The 24,062-nt window shown below is 32.0% G+C and carries 11 protein-coding genes; 6 read left to right on the top strand and 5 right to left on the bottom strand.

The genetic code is table 11. The features are described 5' to 3' along the window. Positions 1-134 precede the first annotated feature (134 nt). The gene (locus Q0776_RS01055; RefSeq protein WP_298363760.1) at positions 135-965 is read left to right on the top strand and encodes a DUF1080 domain-containing protein; all 831 of its coding nucleotides are present in this window, start codon (positions 135-137) and stop codon (positions 963-965) included. A gap of 18 nt (positions 966-983) precedes the next feature. Then, positions 984-2,216 (top strand): Ig-like domain-containing protein, encoded by a 1,233-nt coding sequence (locus Q0776_RS01050; protein WP_298363759.1) that lies wholly within the window; start codon positions 984-986, stop codon positions 2,214-2,216. A gap of 476 nt (positions 2,217-2,692) precedes the next feature. Here Q0776_RS01050 and Q0776_RS01045 read toward each other — a convergent pair whose 3' ends face one another. Continuing rightward, positions 2,693-3,802: a family 43 glycosylhydrolase gene (locus Q0776_RS01045; protein ID WP_298363757.1), complete on the bottom strand. Its 1,110-nt coding sequence runs from the start codon at positions 3,800-3,802 to the stop codon at positions 2,693-2,695. 600 nt (positions 3,803-4,402) lie between these two features. On the opposite strand from Q0776_RS01045, the gene Q0776_RS01040 reads away from it, so the two are divergent. Beyond that, complete coding sequence (locus Q0776_RS01040) at positions 4,403-5,989, top strand: hypothetical protein (protein WP_298363756.1); 1,587 nt, start codon at positions 4,403-4,405, stop codon at positions 5,987-5,989. A gap of 101 nt (positions 5,990-6,090) precedes the next feature. Here the strand turns inward: Q0776_RS01040 and Q0776_RS01035 are convergent, their stop codons facing one another. From Q0776_RS01035 to Q0776_RS01020, 4 genes are all read right to left on the bottom strand, one after another. Next, a complete protein-coding gene (locus Q0776_RS01035; RefSeq protein ID WP_298363754.1) occupies positions 6,091-8,616 on the bottom strand; it encodes a glycoside hydrolase family 2 TIM barrel-domain containing protein in 2,526 nt (841 codons plus the stop codon). A 282-nt stretch (positions 8,617-8,898) separates the two neighbouring features. Next, entirely contained in the window at positions 8,899-10,473 is a 1,575-nt protein-coding gene (locus Q0776_RS01030; protein ID WP_298363750.1) for a hypothetical protein, read from the bottom strand. An 11-nt stretch (positions 10,474-10,484) separates the two neighbouring features. Next, positions 10,485-12,224: a RagB/SusD family nutrient uptake outer membrane protein gene (locus tag Q0776_RS01025; protein ID WP_298363748.1), complete on the bottom strand. Its 1,740-nt coding sequence runs from the start codon at positions 12,222-12,224 to the stop codon at positions 10,485-10,487. 17 nt (positions 12,225-12,241) lie between these two features. Beyond that, positions 12,242-15,328 (bottom strand): TonB-dependent receptor, encoded by a 3,087-nt coding sequence (locus tag Q0776_RS01020; RefSeq protein ID WP_298363747.1) that lies wholly within the window; start codon positions 15,326-15,328, stop codon positions 12,242-12,244. Positions 15,329-16,619: 1,291 nt separating this feature from the next. Here Q0776_RS01020 and Q0776_RS01015 point away from each other — a divergent pair. The 3 genes from Q0776_RS01015 to Q0776_RS01005 all read left to right on the top strand — a co-directional run bounded on the left by Q0776_RS01015 (position 16,620) and on the right by Q0776_RS01005 (position 24,054). Next, complete coding sequence (locus Q0776_RS01015; RefSeq protein WP_366138725.1) at positions 16,620-17,522, top strand: fibronectin type III-like domain-contianing protein; 903 nt, start codon at positions 16,620-16,622, stop codon at positions 17,520-17,522. 407 nt (positions 17,523-17,929) lie between these two features. Then, on the top strand, positions 17,930-20,737 hold the full coding sequence (locus Q0776_RS01010; RefSeq protein ID WP_298363746.1) for a triple tyrosine motif-containing protein: 2,808 nt from the start codon (positions 17,930-17,932) through the stop codon (positions 20,735-20,737). A 278-nt stretch (positions 20,738-21,015) separates the two neighbouring features. After that, positions 21,016-24,054 (top strand): TonB-dependent receptor, encoded by a 3,039-nt coding sequence (locus Q0776_RS01005; protein ID WP_298363740.1) that lies wholly within the window; start codon positions 21,016-21,018, stop codon positions 24,052-24,054. The last annotated feature ends 8 nt before the right edge of the window (positions 24,055-24,062 follow it).

Below are 24,062 nucleotides of genomic sequence, written 5' to 3'. Positions count from 1 at the left end.
ATAACTTTTTGCATGAAATAATAATGAATAATGTGGCAATCTATAAATAACCTAAATAAATAATTATGAAATGTTATATAAATATTTTTCCTATTCTCCTGCTTTTGATTTCTTGTTCTCAAGTAAAAAATGAAGTGAAACCAGTCATTAACGACACTTATGAGTGGGAAGAACTAATAGATATGAATTTGACTAATTGGGACAATTATCTCAGCTACCAACATCAACCTGGTTATGATGGTTCGATACCAAAAAACGAAAAAGGGGAGGAGATTACTCCAATAGGTTTAAACAATTCTTCATATAATGTTTTTACCACTTTTAAAGAAGGTGAGAATACTATAATTAGGAATACCGGTGAATATTATGGTTGTTTAATTACTAAAAAAGAATACGCAAACTACCATTTTCAGTTAAAATATAAGTGGGGTGATAAAACATGGGCTTATAGAAAGAATTTGCTTAAAGATTCTGGTATTCTATATCACTCTGTTGGACCCATGGGTGTGGAATACTGGAGGTCATGGATGCTTTCTCAAGAATTTCAGATTATGGAAGGCCATACGGGAGATTATTGGTGTCAGAAAAATTCTGCAATAGATATTCGTGCTTACAAACCAGAGTCTATTTTAGATCCTATGGCACATAAATCACAAGATTACATTACACTAAGTATGAACAGCCCATACAGAAATTACTGCCTACGAAGTGGTAATTATGAAAAACCAGATGATGAATGGAACACTCTTGATCTATACTGCTTTGATGATAAAAGTTTACATGTTGTAAATGGCGAGGTAGTCATGATTTTAAAAAACTCAAGATATATAGACGAACAAGGTAAAGAAATACCTCTTACAAAAGGAAAAATTCAATTGCAAAGCGAAGCTGCCGAAATATTTTTTAAAGATATTAAAATACGAAATATAAAATCGCTTTCAATTGAGCAACAAAAACTTTTTTAAACAATCAAAATATACATTATGAAAAATTATTTATTTTTAATTTGCATCCTTATAAGTATTCTTGTTTCATGTTCATCAAGTTCTAGTGATGATTCTGGAGGACCTACTGCAAATGATGACTTATTAACTGTTAATGAAAACAGTAGCTATGGAGAAGCTAATCAAATTGATGTATCGGCCAATGATAATTTAGGGGGTAAAGGTGGAGATACAAATAATTATAGTCTTGTGAGTCAACCTTCAAATGGAAATGTTACAGAAGTGAGTGATGGAGTTTTTGAGTACATACCAGATGCTGGATTCTTTGGTAATGACAGTTTTACTTATAAAATAGCAGATAAAGATGCGAATGAAGATATTGCATTAGTAGATGTAACTATAATTGAGGTCCCAGGGCCATCAGCCGAAGATTTTGAAAATATGGACCCTAATTTTCCATCCTTCACTTCTATTAATGATACAACACCAGCTGAAAAAAAATGGGTAAAAGTAGATGAGCTATCGGATGAATTTGACGGTCCTTTTGACACTTCAAAATGGTTTAACTCTTATTGGAATTACGGGGGCACACCAGTTTTTATGAGGGATCAAAACTCCTACACAGAAGATGGTAAACTTTGTATTAAAGCTACGCTAGGAAGTAACCCAAATTGGTTTCAATCTGCTAGGGTACATTCTAAGCAGAAAATAAGTTATCCAATGTATACCGAATGCAGTATGAAAACTGCTCATATCTCTGCATTCAATACATTTTGGATGAACAATGGAGATATTGATGATCGTGATGAAATAGATATTGTAGAAAATAATTCTAAGCCAACACAAGCTTGTATAGATACATCAACAAACACAGCAAATTTTCCATGGACAACTCACTTGTTTCCTACACAAATGAATTCTCAGTATTTTATTGCGAAAAATGGTGTTACAGAAAGGCATGAAGATAATTATGACACAAGATGGTTGTTGCCAGAAAACCCTAAGAAGGACAAAACTTGGAATGAAGAGTATCATATTGTAGGTTGTTGGTGGATTGATAAACGTACCGTTCAATTTTATTTAGATGGTGAGCCCGCAGGAAGAGTAACAACTAATCAAGACTTTTCTTTAGAATTAGAACTTATTTTTGATTTGTGGACTGCTGATGAATGTTATTTAGGAGGATTGGCTAATAAAGAAGACTTAAATGATGATTCCATAAATACTATGCGTATAGATTGGGTTCGTACGTGGAAACTGGAAGATATATAGTTTGTTTAAATAAATGCGTTTATGTTCGAAATAATATTTAGAAGAAATAACCGACGTTTAGTTTTTTAACAGTTTGTTTTTTTTGGTTTGACTGATATTATGATCGTTAATTAAGATGGATTTATAATAATAGTTAAACAGCTAATGAATAGACTTAGATAATGAATTTTTGTGGTATCATATATCTTTGAATTTAATGCAACAAATAGGCTAAAGTATAGCAATAAATAAATTTGTTCCTCATTACTTTTATAATGGGTTATTCAATTTTCCTAAAATTCAAAATTCTTACTTGAAGGTGTTAGAGCCGAAAATACAAAAAACTCATAGGTAATTTATTAGAGTAAATTCAGCCTACAAATTTCCTTTTGCAATATTTGACTAACAAATTGGTGACAACAAATATTGTAATTTTTAAGTGGCGATATCCGTGTTGTTGGTACCGCCACTTAAAAAAAATTAATTTAGTTTTTAAATTACTCTCCAGGAGCTCTATGTTCAGTTTTTCTTTCCGAGGTGAACCTCATAATACTTTGATAATCCCAACTATTATACACGTGAGATAATCCCCAGCGTAGTATTTCTGTAGGGTCTTTTTCATTATCAGCTGATCTATTTAAACCAATGGCATGAGCCTCAACTCCTTTAAGTACAGACATAATTTCAAAATTTATACCGTCTGGTGACCATTGAATTGTGTTTTTTTCAGGGCCATCTGTGGTAATTAAAGATGCTATTCCGTCATTATATTTCCAAACACAAATCTCATGTCCACTATTACTAATAGGGTTAGAAGGTGATTTTACATAAGGTCCCATTGGGTTATCTGCAATTGCAACACCATGACGAATTTGGCGTCCTCCAAAGGTGATTTTTTCCCCCATTTGTTCACCTTTATAGTATAAATAGAACTTTCCTTTATAAGGAATTATACAAGGGTCATGAACTTTATGACTGTCAAAATCTCCTTTCTTTTCAACCATAAATCTGTTTTGTTTAGTTCCTTTCCAAATACCATTGTCGGCTGGACTTAAAATGGGTTTATCTAGTTTTGTCCAAGGTCCGTCAGGTGAAGTGGCCCAAGCTAAACCAACTTGATTCTTAACTCTAACGGTGTATGGAGATTTTACCGTTTGATAACACAAGTAGTATTTATCTTTATGTTTCATGATTTCAACAGTGAATACTGACCTGTCATCATAAGAACCTTTAGGCCCTCGTGCAACGGCCAAACCTTCTTCTTTCCATGTTTCTCCATCTTCCGAGGTTGCATACCAAATGTCACAACGATCCCACGGGAAAACTTTATCATTTTCAACATCCCCACCAAAACCATCACAACGTCCTGTGCTTCTCGAATACCAAACATAATATTTGCCATTTTCTTTAATCATTGCACTAGGATCTCTGCGTACAACACCTTCCTCATAGGCTAAATCTCCTTTTAAAGGTTGTAAGCCCCCAAATTCAATAAACCAATCATTACCAAGATTTATTGGCCATTTTAAAGCTCTTTTTGATGCGGCACTTAGGTGATTTATATTAGTTATACCTAAATGGTCTATTTGCTTTTGCGTTATCTGCATAGAATTTGATTTTTCATCATTATCAGCAGGACTAACCCGTGTATTGGAATTGCATGAAATCAATAATGTGATTAGAGATAGATAGATGAGAAATTTAGTTTTTAAAATCATTTTTTTGTTTTATTTTAAATTATTGCAAAAGTGCTTTTGTGTTAATTATACTTATTAATTATTCTTCAATAACTTGCGTCAAGAAATTAATTGAACCATTTTCTCAGGTTTTATCCATATACAGATTAAGACTATATTAGATGTTTTTGAGCTAACAGTTTTTCATACTTTTTAGGTGTTTAAGTTTCCTTAGATTGTTTGAAATTTAAGTTGTTTTTGGTTCTGTTTTTTTTACTAAGAATAAAAATATTCATTGAAATAATGTGAATTTGAGCGTCATTATATTCACAAATATCAATCATAAACTTAAAAATCACGTCGTTTTTTAATCAATAAAAACTGAACATCTATAAAAAAGCCCTCAATTTTAACTGGCTGTAACGAATGAAGTGTTATATTGAAATTAATTACGATAACTCCTATCTTGTTCAGTACAATATTGTAAGATGTTCAGTTAAATAAATTAGTATTCTAAAAAGATTTTATAAAATGAATAAAAGTTTAAGTTTATGTAAATCATTGGTAATTATGATGTTGACAATGTGTTTTTGTGTAAATGCTCAAAAGCCTTATGGAACAAATAAATACATTGATAAGGCGAACTTGTTAACAACTAAAAAATTAGATAGTGCTATTTATTATCTAAAAAAGGGGGTTGATTTTTATTCTGCTGAAAAGGATACAATAAACATTATTAATTCTTTATGTAATCTTTCCTCATTGTATGATAATGTGTTGGATTATGGGAAATCTTATGATGGCTACTGGGATGCATTAATACTAGCTGATTTATCAAATGATGATATTTCTAAAGCCAGAGTGTATCAGGAATTGGGGTGGCTATATCTTTCTTATAGAAGGGAGAACGAGTCTTTGCGTTATTTTAATATGTCCCTTAAGTTAAAGAAAAAATTATTTGAGGAGAAGAAAATAAGTCAAGAGTATTTAGTTAGTAATTATTTTGCAATGGTTAACTGTTACCGAATAAATGATAATATGAGAATGACTAAAGTTTATATAGATAGTTGTCAGATATCATTAAGCAAAATAGGGTCTGGTGAAAAATCATTCTATGTTGAGGCTGAAAAAGCACATTATAATGCAGTAGTTGGTGGAGATTATGATGGGGCGCATAAATTATTAGATGATGCAAAGGTGTATTTTCAAACAACAGAGCCTTCATATTTAACAGTAATCCATTTCTTAATAGCTGAGGTTTATAGAATGGAAGGCATTACAGATAAGAGCATTAGGCATTATAGAGAATCTTTAAGATTTTCTGAAATGTACAATAGGCATTTGGGCTATAAGCATTTTAACTATGAAGTATTATCAGATATTTATTATAGTATAGGTGACTTTAAAGAAGCTTATCATTTTAAAAAGAAGGAACAGGAGATAAACGAAAAAATATTTGGGAGAAGAAGCGAGAATAATAAGCATTTAATTGAAATTAAAGATAAATATAGACTTCAGAAAGAAAAAGAGATAACACTTCTTAAAGAGGCGAAAATTGAAAAATTAGAAAGTCAAAAAAGAATTGGTTTTTTACAAAATATATTAATGGGGGTTGTAGTTGTTTTTTTATTAATGTATGGAGTTCTTTTTTTAAGAAACATTAGAAGAAAGCATAAGCTCGAGAAAGAAAAGACTAATGAAGTTATGAAGCTAAAAAATAGAGAGCTTGTGGCTTCTTCTTTGCAATTAATAGAAAAAGAAGAATTTATAATTAAACTTAAAGAGAGCATTTCTCACAATAATGAAATAGATTTGAAGGCAATCAATAGGATGGTTCAGAGTTTTCAAAACTCTCCTGGTGGCAATTGGGAAGAGTTTGAGGCTAGATTTACTTCAATAAATCAAAGTTTTTATAAAAATATTCGAAATAAATATCCAAATTTGGGTCAAACAGAATTAAAGCTTTGTGCTTTGATTAAACTAGGTTTTTCAAGTAAAGAGATGGCGTCATTATTAAGCATGACAATAGAGAGTGTACATACATCTAGATATAGATTAAGAAAAAAACTAAAGTTAAATAAAGGAATGAATCTTGTTGACTTTATGTCAACCATTTAAAGTTAATGAAACATGAACCACTTATTCAAAAATAGTGGTTCATGTTTTTAATATTTCAATTAGTTTAATTTTAAACTAAATAGTTCTTAAAATAAATTAGCCTATTTAATTTCAATACTAATGGTTTTATCTTTATAACCTTCCGATCTCGCCGTAACCTTTACAGTACCAGGTTTAAATTTAGATTGTAAAATTGCCAAACATCTGCCTTTAGAAGTGGTGATTTTTTTAGACTGAAAATCTTGAGTATTTGATCTTGCTCCATTATCTACGCCCAACCACCGGCAATCTCCTTCAACAATAAACTCTATATCTGTATTTTCCGTTTTTATTTTCAAACCATTCTCATCTAGTAATTGCACTTCTATATGAGCAACGTCATAACTATTGGCCTTTAGAATATTTTTATCACTTGTAAGTTTTATTGTAGTAGCTTTTGAGGTAGTTTTCAACTCAGAAATTACTTCCTGTCCATCAAAACCAGCTTTTGCAGTTAATGTCCCAGCTTCAAAAGGCACCATCCAACGAAATAATCGATCTGGACATTCAGACATACTTTTTCTTCCCAATGATTTTCCATTTAATAAGAGTTCTACAATAGTATGGTTTGAACAGACTTCAACAACTACCATTTCACCTTCTTTGTAATTCCAATGAATATTAGAATCTCGCCAATTACTAGCGGCATCAGCATTTTCAGGAAGCTGTTGACCAGATATTTCATTAGCCTTAAATCTTGAATTTTTCATTGGCATTGTACCTATTGAAATATGAGGTTCATTTACCCAGATACTTTTAAAATAGTTCCATCCTTGATATTTGAAACCTGCTAAATCCAGTAAGTCTCCCCAACCACTTTTATTGGGCCAATCTCCATGTCTTTCTCCCATGTAGTCTATTCCAGTCCACATGAAAATACTAAAAATACCAGGGTTTTCTAAAACTTGTTTCCAATCATCCCATGTACCAGGGTTTTCGTTAATTGTAATTTGTTTATTAGGAAAATGTTTTAATGCCCACGGAATATCTTTATTTCTGTAACTAAAGCCTGCAATATCTATAGCATCAGCATAACCGCTAACCATGCTCGTTTGTGCAACTACAAAATTGGCTGTTACTGGTCTAGTTGTATCTAATTCTTTGGTCCACTTACTAAGCTGCGTCGCTGTTTCTGTTAAGTTGTATTCAGTTTTTTCAATTTCATCGTAACGCTTTTTCATCTCATCGGGTGTAAATAAAGGTGCACTACTCCAATAATTTCCAGAATCTTGTGGGTCATCAGGATTTTTCCAAAAACCCGTTACATATCTGTAATGAAGATAAGTCCATTCAATTTCATTTCCAATACTCCATTGAAAAACACTTGGATGATTTCTATCTCTTAACATAGTGCGAGTTAAGTCACTTTTATTCCATTTTCTAAAGTGTTCAACATATCCTCTAGTAATATAGTCATCATGTCTATCGTGGAAGTTTAAACGCTTGTCTTTAGCATATTCAAACTCATCAAAAAACTCATTTTGAACAAGGATTCCCATTTCGTCACATAAATCTAAAAATTCCTGTGAATATGGATTATGAGCAGTACGAATGGCATTTACTCCACAGGCCTTTAACTTTTCAAAACGTCGTTTCCAAACACCTTTAGGAACAGCAGAACCTACCAAACCTGCAGCATGATGCAGGCAAACTCCTTTTACATCGGTTACTTTTCCGTTTAACTTAAAACCAAAATCTTTATGAAACTCTATACTTCTAATTCCAAATGGTGTTTCATACTTATCAATAACTTTTCCTTTTACAATAACGGTGGTAATTGCTTTATACATGTTAGGGTTTTGAATATCCCAAAGTTTAGGGTTTACAACTGTTAGAGAATGGTTAAATGTATTTTCTGTTTTTGATTCTAAATGTAGATCTTTTGAAACGTCTGCCACCTTATTGTTATATGCATCTAAAATAGAAGTTGATAGCGTAAAAGACTTGTTATCATTGTAATTATTTTTAACTTTTAATTCTAAATGAACCTTAGCTTCTTTCTCGGAAACTTCAGGAGTAGTAACAAAGGTTCCCCAAATAGGAATATGTAATTTATCAACAGTTATTAATTTTACGTTTCTATAAATTCCACTACCCGTGTACCAGCGGCTATCAGCGTATCTAGAATGGTCCACATGCACGGTGAGAATATTATCAGTATTGCCTTCTTCAAGGATTTCTGTTAAGTTAAAATAGACTGGAGAGTACCCATACGGATTTTCACCAAGAAGTTTACCATTTAACCAAAATGTGGCATTATTATAAACACCATCAAAAAGCACATAGGTATTTGTTTCTGCCTTAATAGATGGCGTCTTAAAATGCTTTTGATATATGCCAACTCCTCCTGGAAGAAAACCCGTTGCGCCTTCTAAATTAGAATCGAATGAATTTTCTACACTCCAATCGTGAGGTAATCTAACGGTTCTCCAATCTGTATCTTTTAATGGAAAAAGTTTAGGTTTTATGGTGTCTTTTTTTAAAATAAATTTCCAATCGAAGTTAAAATCGGTTTCACGTTGAACAATTTGTGCATCTACAGCAGACAGACATAGAATGCTGAAGATTAGTAAGAATAATAATCTCATAAAGTTTTAATAGTCTTGTTTTTGTTTATAAATAATAATGATGGCGCACCAGACTTTAGATTCTCTTCTATAAATAATTTTGAAGTTTTTTTGAGTTGAATTTATATAGAATCAAATTCATTTGTTTTCTTTAGAATTTTTCATTGTTATTCTTAATTAACAAGTATTTGATGAAATAATTTAAGGTGCAATACTTTTTAAAAAAGGACAAATTATAAAAAAGAGCTTGTCTATGACCTAGACAAACTCTTTTACAAACTTAACTTTAACTCAAATTTACAATTAAGGTCTTAATTCAACTTCTGCTAGAACCATATCATCAATATAGAACTTGAGGGTATCTGTGTTATGTTCGTTAAACCCTCTAATTAACCAAGTTATTTCAGCATCAGTAGTAGATTTAAAATAAAACTTTTGGTAAATCCATTCACCAGTTGGCATGTCAGAACTGAAAACAGTTGTTGCCCAATCTCCCATAGCCCAGTTATTAGCATAGAATCTAATGTCTGAAGCAGATGTTCCAGTAGGTGCATTGGCAATTCCATCTACAACGTATATCCAATAACCTAGTTCGTATTCTTGACCAACATTTAATTGGAAATTGGCATTACCTGCTATAATCATTCCTCCATTTGGTCTATACTCTATGTACATACTATTGTTATCTGTACGGGGCATATCAGAATTTATGGTCATATCATATTCACCCCACATACCTCCCCACCATTGGTAAGGCCAATCTGAACCAGTGGTTGACTCAAACCCAAAGTCGATACCAGTAGATTCGTAAAAATTAGTGTTAGCATCAATGGTTGTTGACATAGCATCGGTAAATGCATCTGCATTAACTTGGTCGGCAGTTTTAAGAATTCCTGGAGAATAGGATACAAAAGCTACATCATTATCATACATACGTTCACCCGTTAACTCAAGTAAAACAATGTTTTTTTCATTATCATCTAATGTAACATTTTCTACAGAAGGATTAAGAATGTTCCCGCCATTTTCTAATCTCACTGCAAAGTTTGAAGCGTTTAAACTGGTATCATCAATATCTCTACTAAATTGAAGTGCTACAAAACCATCTTTCTCCCTAACAGCTTCCAAAACAACTGGATCAGTAGAAGGAATAACCTTTATGATTTTATCAAAGGAAATAGTATCGGCATCTCTTGGGCGGAATCTTGAAGCTATGAAATTTATATCATAGGAACCTAAAGAGTTAAACTTCATGTCTACTTCATTTAAGGTTGTTTGGATTCTATTAGGTTTACCACCATCAGAAGTCCAAAGTGCACCGTCTGGTTCACCAATGGCATCAAAAGTTAACCTTACATATTTACTCGCGGTAACTTCATTTTCTGCATTATCAGCTAATATTAATTCATCTCCAGTTGTTCCATCATCTTTAACGTGGTACAATCTTAATGTAGATTTAATTGAATCAAGCACAGTAACAACAATAGTGGTGTCTAATACTCTACTATTAATAGGTTGTGTACTATCATCATTTGGGTAAACATCCCCGCCAAACGTTTGGTTTAATTTAACATCATAAACTCCAGGTTTGTAAAAAACACCCTTAATTATATCTTCTGTTGAGGTACTCTCTCCGTTTTCAGCAATAACAGATACATCGGTACCTCCAGGTAAAGTCCATAGTCTAGAAACAACACCTCTTGAAATATCACCAAAGTCTATGTGTCCATTGACAGAAACTCTATTTTCAAAATCCATTTCTGAGGTTACTATTATTCTATGGTTCGTGTCCATTGTTTCAACGGACAAATCATCTCCGCAGCTTACAAAAATCAAGCTAATAACGAAGAGAATTTTTATAAATTTATTTTTTTTCATAATAAGCATGTTTATTGATTATAAATTTCATTAGACTGTATCTCTGTACTTGGAATAGGGAAATAGTCATGTTGTGCAGGGTCATAAATACTTTGAGCAACAGTAAAATCCGGTCTAACTTGACCATTTATTACAAATGGTTGTTCTGTAGGGTCTTGAATATCAGCTAAGTTATCTTGACGCCAAATTTCATCAGCTCTAAGCTCATCAAAGACTTCTTGAACAATACCCCAACGCACTAAATCTTTCCATCTGTGCCCTTCATAACAAAGCTCTAAAGGTCTTTCAACACGACGGATATGTGTCATTACAGTTTCTGCACTTGGTGCAACAAAAGGACGATCTCCATTGACTTGATTAGGCACAACTTGTTTACTCACATGTAATTGAGGAAATGTTCCTCCGTTCATATCCATGTATTGTTGTAAGGTATAAACTCCAGCTCTGCTTCTTACCATATCCACATATTCTATAGCAGTCATGTAATCTCCACTCGATTCAATAATGGCCTCTGCGTACATCAAAAGTACATCGGCATATCTAATTTGTCTAAAATTAATACCACTACGTCCTTGTGCAGGTTCTGCTGGTAAATGATACCAGTTAGAGTGTTTTTTAACATAAGCAGTTTGGCCGCCACCCCATCCGCCGATTGTGCCATAAGGTTCAAGATACCACAGGCCTTCTCCGTTTTGTGGAGCAATGGTTCCATACATCCTTCTAGATTGAAGGTTTTCGTCATTGATTGGGTTGTTTGGATCTACCTCATCATCAACTAACATTTCATGAAGATTGTACGTAGGGAGTACTGTATTAAAACCACCAGCACCTAAACGACCAAGCTCTGTTGATAATGTAGTTGATTCAGAACCTGTATTAAATGGCGTGTCATCTACAGGGAACCCGGAGTTTCCAGAGTTTATATCAAAAGAGTAATTAACCTCAAGAATTGATTCTTCATTAAATTCATTTTCATGCCAAAAGTTATCCGTGATATCTCTTGTAAGCGAGTAAATACCAGAATCAATAACTTGTTTAAATAAACTAGCAGCTTGTGGCCAATTTTCCTCAAATAAGTGCACTTTACCTAGCATGGTTGTAGCAGCACCCCAAGTTATTCTCCCAATATCTTTTCCATCCCATGTTTCAGGTAAATTATTTACAGCGAATTCTAGATCTGGTAAAATTATTGTGTTTGTAACCTCTTCAATACTTGAAAGAGGTTGGTTAAAATCTTCAGTTGAACGTGCAATATCCGTATGAATCATAGCACCCCCATAAGAATGTGCCAACTGCCAATAAAAATATGCTCTTAAAAAACGAGCTTGTCCTTCAATAGATGCTCTTGTGTCATTGTCCATCACATCTTCATCTGCCGTTTCTAGATTTACAATAACTTGATTTGCTCTAAAAATGCCAACATAACATTCTTCCCACTTATCAACTACATGAATGCTAGTATTATTAAATGCGAGATTTCTAAACGCAAAAGGTCTGTACCACGATTCTGTACCACCAATATCTCCTAAAACAAATTCCTGTACTAATTCTGCACCGCTAATGGAGCGGTATTGCAAAGCACCATATACACTACCTAGAGCGGCCTGAAATTGCCCTTCAGTCTTCCAAAACGTCTCAGGTGTGATAAAATTTGGATTTTGCTCATCTAAAAATTCATTTTCATTACAGCCTGCAAAAACAAATGCAAAAAGTAAAGCTAACTTTATTAAATTATTATTTATTGTTCTCATTAGTTATATTTTTTTGGTTAGAAACTTAATTGAAGGCCTAACATGAATTGGCGTGATACAGGGTAATTACCGAAATCTATCCCTCTATTTGATATACCATTACCTCCTACCTCAGGATCATATCCATTGTATTCAGTAAAAGTAAACGGGTTTAATGAGTTTATATATACTCTTAACTTCTCAATTCCAAGATTTTTCATCCCTGGAACTGTATAGCCCATAGAAAGTGTTCTAACTCTAAGATACGTACCATCTTCTAACCAATAGTCTGATGACGGCTTAATATTAGAATGGCCAGATGTTTGTCTGAATGTTGGAATATTAGAATCCGGATTTTGAGGAGTCCATTGAAATACTTGATCTTGATGACGCCCAAAAGTGTAAGCAATATTCTTACCACCATTATAAATTTTTGCCCCATTAGAATAAAACATTTGACATGCTAAATCCCAGTTTTTATAGTCCAAGTTAAAGTTTAATCCCACATCAAAGTTTGGAATACCTGATCCCGAATACACCCTATCATCTTCAGTTAAAGCACCATCTCCATTAGTGTCTTTATAGCGCATATCTCCAAGTTGAGGAGTACTTATAACACCAGCAGAATTATCTAACATTTCATATTCTACCAATTCTTCGGCAGTTTTAATTACCCCATCATTTTGAAATAGGAAAAAAGCATAAGCTTCACGACCTACCTCAAGAAAGGTGGTTGCTTCTCCAGTTGGAACATTTACATTTATAAAGCCATTTGCAAAACCTCTAGTAACACCATCTAGTTCTGTAACTTCATTTGAATTCTTAGAGAACACACCAGATATGCTGTATTTAAAATCATCACCTATCTGATCTCTATAGTTTATTCCTAATTCAATCCCTTTGTTAACCATGTTTCCTGCATTAACTGGGATTGTATTATAGGAGCCTTCAGCAAATGGTTGCCATGTACCAGTAGATGGTGCTAAGCGTTGATTAATCAACATATCTTCCTTGTCATTTTGATATACGTCTGCGGTGATATTTAATTTGTTATTAAAAAGCCCTATTTCAACACCAATATTTTTAGAAATGGTAGTTTCCCAAGCCACATCTGGATTACTGTATTGTCTTTGAACTTGACCGAATACAATATCTTCATTAGGACCAAAAGGATAATTAACTCCTGTTTCAATAATCTGTTGGAACCTATAATCTCCAATATTATTAAACCCTGTTTCAGCCATACTTCCTCTAAGCTTTAAGGAGCTGATACCTTCAACATCAAACCAGTTTTCATCACTTACATTCCAACCTGCAGATACTCCAAAGAAATCAGCATACCTATTATTCTCTGGAAATCTTGAAGAGCCATCTCTTCTATAACTTGCAGAGAACAGATATTTGCCATCATAATTATACTGAACCCTTGCTAGTTTACCTGCAATAGTATTTTTAAAATCATTACCTGTTGGTTTAATTCCTTCCGCCCCATTTGACAATACTTGAACATCATTGGATGCGATATCGTCATATAATACGCCAACAGAAATATTTTTATTTTTAAATTTTTCATAAGAAATAACAGCTAAAAGGTCTAAGTTATGCTTGCCAAATGATTTCTTATAATTCAAGATATTTTCTATGGTTTCTCTTGTGGCGAAATTGTAAAATTCCTGTAAAGATGCGTTTAGTCTAGACGCAGACTCATTTAATCTTCCTGTTCTATCAATAGCTAAATATTGTGGCTGAAAGAACTTTCTATAAAAGTTAAATTGATTACGCCCCATATTTAATTTGTACTTTAATCCTTCTGCGATTTCATATTCTAGGTTAAGAGCCAAACTATAATTATTGTTTTCTCTTTCATCTACATTGTCTAATTGCCTAGATAGGAAACTAAAAAACACTTCATTATCAACATCCAATACTACTGCATTACCTTGGGAAACTATTTCATCAAAAGGTCTATTGTGAGGTGCTTGACCAACTCCATACTGATAAAAATTGAAGGGTTCTTGGTTCCTATTTTCTTGGGTCATACTTATAGATGCAAAAGCCTTGAATTTTCCTTTAGTATATTGCCCCGTTATTCTATTGGTTAATCTATCAAAGTCTGAACCTTTAATTACACCATCTTGTTTAAAATAATTGGTGTTAAAGTTAAAAGTAAGATTTTCAGCCCCACCAGAAATATTAGCAGAAACATTTTGAACTTGTGCATTATTACTTGTTACTTCTTCAATAAAATCTGTATCCCAATCTAGTGCATTGGCATCCAAGAAAAATGTGTTTGGTTCACCCCCAGCTGATTCAGCCGTAGTTTCTCTATTGTAAAGATAACCAGCTGTATTTGACAACGCTGGTCCAGAAGTAATGTTTTGGATACCAGTATAAGTACTAATATCTACTTTCATTTTACCGGCTTTACCTTTTTTAGTAGTAATTAAAATTACACCACCTGCTGCTCGTACACCATAAATAGATGCCGAAGCACCATCTTTCAGGATATCTATTGATTCTATTTGTTCAGGAGCTATATTGGGATTACCTTCCTGAGGAATATTATCTACAACATATAATGGTTCACCCCCATTAAGAGACACCAATCCACGAATTTGAATATTAGATGCGTCACCGGGACGACCACTGGCAGCTTGAACATTAACACCTGCCACTTTACCTTGTAGTGATGCAAGAACATCAGATACTGGAGCTTCCATAATCTCTTCAGCACTAATTTTGGCAACTGCACCAGTTACCTCTTTCTTTTTTTGACTACCGTAACCAACTACAACAACCTCATCTAGTCTAGAAAGGTTTTCTATAAGTGTTACATTAATAATTGCCTTGTTGCCTACTGTAATTTCTTTGGAAGAGAATCCCATAAAACTAAAGACAAGAACGTCCTTAGAATCGGTAGTTAATTCATAATTTCCGTTAAAATCCGTAGCTGTTCCAGAGGACGACCCTTTAATAAGGATGGTAACTCCAGGTAAAGGAAGTCCGCTTTCATCAGTAACGATACCTCTGACGGATTTGCTTTGAGCATGTACCATGCCTATCCCTATAGTTAGAAATAGAAGCAAGGTATTTAATTTAATCAATTTTAATTTTTGTCTTTTCATAATTTTGGTTAAGTTGTTAGTGTTTTAACATCAATAAGGTGACATCAAAACATATTGATATTTGGATTTAATAATTAGACAGGATAAAATTATCTAATTAAGAACGTAACTTGATAAAGTGTATCCTCAATATAAACTGAACAGTCACATTATATATTTATTCGTTGAGTGCTATGAAAAGCATCTAAATGCCCTAGAAATACAGTATTCTACGAAAGGAGTAAACGTCTTGTTCAGTTTTTGTTCAGTGCATTATTTTTGTAAAGAGGGTGTGTTTTTTGTCCAATAATTGGTTGTCAAAATGACATTGATATTTAATATTAAGCGAAATTTGATAATCCTAGACCCATTAAATATTGCAAGTTTCAATGTACTAATGAGGATAATTAGGGTTAAGGAATTGATCTCCAAATAAGAATAGTTCTTTTTGAGAGTGATGAATTGAGGCGATAAGAAAGTGGAAGTGAGAAAGAGGTTAGAAGTATAAAAAAACTTCTAATTAATCTAAGAACATGTCAACATTTTTGTATATAAAGTTTGAAAAAAGATATAATTTGTTTGTGTCAGTTGAATGACGATTTAGGTGTTGTATCATTTGTCAATAGGATGCCTTATTACTAACTTAACTAAATTATGCCACCAATTAACTGGAAGGTTTGAACATAGTTATTAGGGGGTTATTCATCTGATTCTTTCTTAACATATGGAAAACTTGGATTCTACTTAACGTTCTTTTAGTTTATTCTAATTTTTATAAACTCTAGACCTAACATTATATTTCACTTTATCATTCTGTGATATTGCTTAATAATAATATTCAAGTACTTGTATTGTCTTACTTTTAAATTTTAATTATCAATTAAGATTAAAATCTAAAACGATGTAAAAGACTTAATTTTTTAATTTTAAAAAATGATTCACATCAATAATTTTATGTAAATTGCAACAACAAAATTATTAATAATCAAAAGCTAAAACTGCATACGTTTTTGTATACGATTTTAAAAATTGACAAAGCGGGAGCCCAGTAAAATGGTTGAAAAATAGGTCAACTTCAACTTCAATCTCATAACCCGAAGGTCGCTGGTTCGAGTCCAGTCCCCGCTACTAATTGCAAAGTCAGTTAAACTAACGGTTCAGTGTTCACTAAACCGTTTTTTTTTATATCTAATTTTAACAAAAGCCTTATTTGCTGTTAATAAAAAGGTATTATTTACGCCCTCAACAGAGGTTATTGCAAAACTTGCATCCCAGATGCTCCATCCAATCCTGATTTACAGCGCTTAAAGAAATTTATGGTGATAGAGTATCTTATATTGAAAACCCAACAGATGAAGACTTAAAAACATTCAGTCGTGTTATTTATAGCACAGGAACATTTGATTCTGAAGGATGGGATAAATCATTTGATTTTTCAGAAGAAATTAATGAAAAAATTAAACGTATAGCTCTATTAAATAAAAATACCGTAGTATCAGTTAGTTCTGGGAGCGGTACAAATATGAGTGAATGGAACGATGATATTGCCGGATTAATTTATAGTTGGTATCCTGGTCAAATTGGATTTAAAGGTTTTGCTGAAATAGTTGCCGGTATTACCAATCCATCCGCAAAATTACCTATTACTATTGAAAAGAAATTTGAAGATTCACCAGGTTATGGTTACATACCAGAAGGTAAAGAATTGTATACTGGTTGGGATGAAGACCATAGAATTATAGACCCAATAATTGATGTGAAGTATGATGAAGGTGTTTTTGTTGGTTACCGTTGGTATGAACATAAAGCCATTGAACCGCTTTACGCTTTTGGTTTTGGCTTGTCATACACAACATACAAATACAGCAACTTACAGTTAGAAAGCGAATCGATAAGAGCAGGAGAGAAACTCAACTTAAAAATAGATGTAGAAAATACTGGAGAGGTAGATGGTAAAGAAATTGTTCAGGTATATGTTCGCGATGTAGAATCTTCAGTTGAACGTCCTTTAAAAGAACTAAAAGACTTTAAAAAGGTGAGTGTAGCTGCTGGTGACAAACAGACCATTTATTTTACATTAACCGGTAGAGATTTCGCGTTTTGGGATGCAGATACTGAAGATTGGAAAATAGAAGCAGGTCAGTTTGAAATACTAGTAGGTGCAGCTTCAAATAATATTTTAGCAAGTGCTAAACTTGAAATAACTAATGAATAAACTAGGAATTGGAATTCCGATTGATCTTTTAGAAACCGAAATAAAATTTAGTTTAATAATCGAGGATTGAAAATTTTTTAGAATTCAAAAAAACTTCTATTGTAATATGTTCTTCTAACGAAGTCTTGGTTAATATTGTAAGTGCTGGAAACAAATTTATTTCTAAAGCAAAAGAATTGAATTAAAAAAGGAGCACAATTGAAGCACTATTTCTTGTTATTTGTTTTTTTTACAACTTAAAATTAAGTTGAATTAATTAATCATGAAGCAGGTTTAATTAAACTCACATGTTTTTTATTGGTTAAAGTTTTGTTTTTTAGAGGTAATTTAAGCTTTATTTTATTAGAGGTTCATTAATTTCCCTTAATATTTGTAATATTGTATTAGAGCCAATTTAAGCTACTACAATGAGTTTTATTAATAAAATTATTTACTTCTTTTTCCTGTTCTTTTTTCCTATTACAATTATTGGACAAGATTTTCCACCGGTTGAAAATTATTTAAACACAGATTATGGTGGTGAAAACCAAAATTGGGCCATTTCACAATGTGATGAGGGATATATGTACATTGCAAATAATGCTGGATTATTAGAATATAATGGAGCCAGATGGAGTTTATATCCTTCACCCAACAAAACTATTCTAAGGTATGTTAATGTAATTGATGGTAAAATATACACAGGTGGTTACATGGAGTTTGGTTATTGGGAAAGAAATGAATTTGGTAAATTAGAATATACCTCTATAAGCGAAAAAATAAAAGATAAAATAATTGAAGAAGACTTTTGGAAAATTATAAAGTTTGATAAATTTATTTTATTCCAATCTTTAAAAAGAATATACATCTATAACCCTACCTTAGAATCATTTAATATAATTAACTCCGAGGTTTCTTTACCAAAATTATTTAAGGTTAAAAATAGTATTTATTTTCAAAAATTTGGAAAAGGTGTTTTTAAAATTGAAAACGGAAAACCAGTATTATTTTCTGATAATAACATTTTGAAAGAAAACATTTTAGTCAATATTTTTTATAATAAAAACGAACTTTTGTTTCAAACACAAAATTTAGGGATTTATAAATTATCAAAAGAAGGTCTTTTAAAGTGGGATATCCCTGCTAATAAAGAAATTTCGAACTTAAGTATTTATAGTAGTATTCAATTAAGTAATGGAACATTTGTTTTGGGAACCATTTCTAAAGGAATTATTCATTTAGCTAAGAATGGAGTTATTTTGTCTTCAATTGATCAAGAAAGAGGGCTAAACAATAACACTGTGCTTTCAATGTATGAAGACAAAAATAATAATCTTTGGCTTGGTTTAGATAATGGTATTAGTGTTATAAATTTAAATTCCCCAATTAGTGTTTACAACGATTTAAAGGGTAAATTAGGATCGGTTTATGCTTCTTGTGTTTATAACAACAAGTTGTATCTAGGTACTAACCAAGGGTTGTTTTTTAAAGCAATTGATAATAAGGACGATTTTAAGTTTATACCAGGAACAAAAGGACAAGTTTGGTTTTTAAAAAATATAGATAATACGTTATTTTGCGGACATAATTCAGGTACTTTTATTGTAAACAACGACTCGGTTGAAATAATTTCTAATATTATGGGTGCGTGGGATATTAAGTCAATAAAAAATGGAGATTTGTTATTGCAAGGTAATTACACGGGGCTTAATGTTTTTGAAAAAAAGAATGATAAATGGCAGTTTAGAAATTCACTTTCTGGATTTGATTTGTCAAGTAGGTATTTTGAAGTTTTTAGCAAAAACGAGATTTATGTAAATCATGAATATAATGGGCTGTTACGACTTGCAATTAATGAAGATTATACAGAAGTTTTACATTATAATGTTGTAGATAATTTACCTAAAAGTTTAAAATCGAGTATTGTAAATTATAATAATAAGTTAGTTTATGCCTCGGATAAAGGAGTATTTAGTATGGGTAGAGAGCAAAACAAGTTTGTTTTAGATACCATTTTATCAAACAGTTTTAAAAAGTCGGGTAAATATATTTCAGGAAAACTTATTGTGGATGAATTTACAAATACATTGTGGAGTTTTAACCAAAAAAGCATTGTTTACTTTTCTCCTGGAAAAATTGACAATGTTTTAAAAGGGAGTAGTGTTTTTATTCCAAGTTCGTTAAGAAATTTTATTCCAGGATTTGAAAGTATGTTTCGTTTAAAAGACCAATTGTATTTATTTGGAACTTCAAAAGGGTATTTTTTATTGGATTTAGAAGAGGCAGTAGAGAATGAATTTAATATTTCTATTAATTCAGTTGAAAGTAATGTCTTAGGTAATGAAAACAATTTGGAAGCATTAAATGTTAAAAAGAATTTTAAGTCTAAAGAAAATAATTTTTATTTTACCTATGGAGTGCCAAATTATAATAAGTACGAAGAAGTTAATTATTCATACCAATTAAAAGGCTTTTATAATAGCTGGAGTAACTGGACTACTAAATCTAATACATCCTTTGAAAATTTACCTTATGGAGATTATACCTTTAGCGTAAAGGCTCAAATAGGAAATAAATTATCGCAAAATACAGCATCATATTCTTTTACAATTAAAAGGCCGTGGTATTTATCAAATTCTATGATAATGATATACGCATTTTTGTTGTTGGGGATCTTCATTTTAGTTCATAATATATACAAGAGGCATTATAATAAACAAAAACGAAAACTTCTTGAAAAAGAACAGCGTCAATTTGCTATTTCTCAATTAGAAAATGAAAAAGTTATCATGAAATTAAAAAATGATAAATTAAGAAACGAGATTGATGGTAAAACTAGAGAACTTTCAGCCTCAACTATGAGTATTATAAAAAAGAATGAGTTGTTAAATTCTATTAAGAATGAGCTTTTAAAAGTTAAAGATGAAAGTAAAATTAAACCAGTTATTAAAATTATTAACAATAGTTTAAGCAATAACAGTGATTGGGAAATGTTTCAAGAAGCATTTAATAATGCAGACAGTGATTTTTTAAAGAAAGTAAAACAACATCATCCAAATTTAACTCCAAATGATTTACGTTTATGTGCATATTTACGATTGAATTTATCATCCAAAGAAATTGCACCATTGCTTAATATTTCAGCAAGAAGTGTAGAAATAAAAAGGTATAGATTACGTAAGAAAATGGCATTACTTCATGAAAAAAGCCTTGTAGAGTATATTTTGGAGTTATAAATTACTGCTACAAGATCAAAAAATACCACAACATTACCACAACATTACCCTAACTACAAGGTTTTAGTGAATTTTTTTTTACCCACTGAATTCAATAATTTTTTGTTTTTAATGGGTTAATTAACCTCTATAAATGCTTGAAAACTAGTCAAAATTACCCGAAATAAGCGTTAAATTAACATTTATTTAAGAGGTGGCTGTATGTTTTTTGTATAGGTCTATTATTAGAATTCCTTCATTTATCTATCTACTTTTATTGAAACTTAATTAAACAATTTATGAAATCATTTTTATTATCAATTTTTCTCGGTTTTGCAAGTATCTACGGATACTCACAAAATTTTGAAGTAAAAGGAAATGTAGTCGATTCAAATGGAACACCCTTACCGGGCGTTACTATAGTTGTAAAAAATACAATGAATGGAGCTTCTACGGATTTTGATGGAAATTTTACAATTTCCAATTTACAAAAAGGAGATGTTTTAGTATGCTCCTATATTGGTTTTACAACTAAAGAAGTTGTAATTAACAATAATCAAGATTTAAGTATTCAACTCGCAGAAGACACTCAAAGTTTAGATGAGGTAGTTGTAGTAGGATATGGAACTCAAAAAAAGAGAGAAGTAACAGGTGCGGTATCTGTAGTTAGCAGTAAAACATTAGAAAGTTTGAAACCAGTAAAAATGGAACAAGCTTTACAAGGAACTGTATCTGGTGTAAATGTAACTACTACTTCAGGAGCTCCTGGTGCCGATATAAACATTCGTATTAGAGGTATTGCCACAAACGGAGATAATAAACCTCTAACAATTATTGATGGGTATGTTGGTGAACTTGGATTATTAAACCCAAATGATGTTGAAACCATTACAGTTTTAAAGGATGCACAAGCCGCTATTTATGGTTCAACAGCAGCAAATGGAGTTATTCTTATTACAACTAAAATGGGTAAAAAGGGAGCGAAAGCAAAAGTTTCTTATAATTCATATGTTGGATTTCAAGAGACTTCAAAAAAACTAGATGTTTTAAATGCCTCCGAGTATGCAGCTTTATTAAATGAAGCTTATGCAACAGGCGGAGATCCAATTCCTTATCCAAATTTATCTGGAATAGGAAGAGGTACAGATTGGCAAGACGAAGTTTTTGACACATCAGTTCCTATTATTAGTCATGATATTTCTGTTTCTGGAGGTTCAGAAAAAATTACTTATGCCGTAAGTGGTTCTCATCTAGATCAAGAAGGTATTATTGGAGGAAATAAATCTGGTTTTTTAAGAAATACAGCTAGAATTTCTTTAGGTGCAGAAATTTCAGATAAATTAAAATTGAAGTCGAATGTAATTTACACCTATTTCAATAGAAAAACATTACCAGAAGGAGGTAACGCATCCGTACTTTTAAATGCAGTAAACAGTCCTGCCACATTAAGTCCTTATGATTCGAATGGTGATTATACTTTATTTCCATTAGGAAGGTTAGGAAATGAAATGATAAATCCTCTTGCTCAAATTGGAAATACATATAATGATTATAATTTCAAAAAAATTAGTGGAAACTTTGGATTAGATTATGAAGTTTTTGAAGACTTAATAATATCAAGTTCAATTGGTTTTAATACTTCAAATAGTGAAAGTAAAAGTTTTTCCAAAATTGTTGATTATGGGGGAAAAGTATTTGATGTAACCAGAAGTTCGGTTGCTCAAAATGGTATAAACGATAATAATTATTCTTTTGATTTATACGCCACTTATACCAAAGAAATAAACGATCATAAAATAGTTGGAACTTTAGGGAATACAATTTTTAAAGAATGGGGTAATGGATTATATGCAACAGGATATGACATACCAAACAATACTTGGAGCAATGCCGATATTTCATTAGCAAATGGTGCTCCAGCTCCTGGAGTTATACCTGTTGGTTCTTATAATTATGACGAAAGAAAGCTTTCTTACTTTGGAAGATTGCAATATGATTTTATGGGTAAATATTTGCTTTCTGCAATGATAAGAAGAGATGCTTCAACAAAGTTTGGACCTGGAAATAAAGTGGGGTATTTCCCTTCTTTTACTGCAGGTTGGATTTTATCTGATGAAGACTTTTATGGAGAATCATCAATTGTAGATTTTATGAAATTAAGAGCTAGTTATGGAACTTTAGGTAACGATAGAATTCCAACAAATGGTTATATTTCTCAATTATCTGGTGAGGCAACTTATGTTTTCGATGGAGAATTAACAAATGGTGTAGCAACTGGGCAAATTCCTAATCCAGACTTAAAATGGGAGGAAGCGAGAAAGTTTGATGTTGGTTTAGACATGAAATTACTTGATGAAAAAATTAACATTGTTGCCGATTATTTTATTGATACAAGAGCCGATTTATTAATTCCTGCAATTCCAACTTCTGGAATTCTTGGGTCAGCTGCTCCAGGGGCTTCTTCTCCTACAATTAATGCAGGGACAGTTAAAAATTCTGGATTCGAATTTTCAGTTGATTATAGAAATAATTTTTCCGATGATTTCTCAATGAGTGTTGGTTATAATGTAACGTTCCTTAAAAATGAAGTAACAGAAATTAATGGAACTGATTTTATTGAAGGAGGTGTATTTAGCATTGGGCAACCAGCTCCATCTAGAATGGAAGTAGGACAACCAATAGGTTATTTTTATGGTTATCAAACAGATGGTATTTTCCAAAATCAAGCCGAGATTGATGCACATCCTTCGCAAGCGGATCTTGGAGCTGAATCAGCACCGGGTGATTTTCGATATGTAGATACCAATAATGATGGAAACATAAATGTAGACGATAGAGTTAACATTGGTGATCCAATTCCAGATGCAACTATGGGATTAAACCTTCAGTTTAATTACAAAGCTCTAGATTTTTCCATGTACACATTTGCATCAGTTGGAAACGATATGGTACGTAATTATGAAAGTATAGCTATTGACGCTAATAATTTAAATTATGCTTTAGGAAGATGGACAGGAGAAGGATCAACCAATAGTACTCCAAGAGTAACAACTTCGGCATCAACTAACAATGTTTTATCTACTTATTTTGTTGAAGATGCTTCATATGTAAGAATTCAAAATATTCAATTAGGATATACATTAGATTCAGAAATTTCTGAAAAAATAGGGCTTAATAAGTTGCGTTTATATGCTAGTGCAAATAACTTATACACGTTTACCAAGTATCGAGGATTTGATCCGGGTGCCTCAAGTGGAAATCCAATAGGAGGTGGAATAGATGATGGTTTTTACCCAATTCCAAGAACTTATATGCTAGGCTTAAACATTAATTTTTAATTTAATTA

Source organism: uncultured Lutibacter sp., assembly GCF_947495725.1.
GTDB lineage: Bacteria > Bacteroidota > Bacteroidia > Flavobacteriales > Flavobacteriaceae > Lutibacter.
This window is presented reverse-complemented; position numbering and strand designations above follow the sequence as displayed.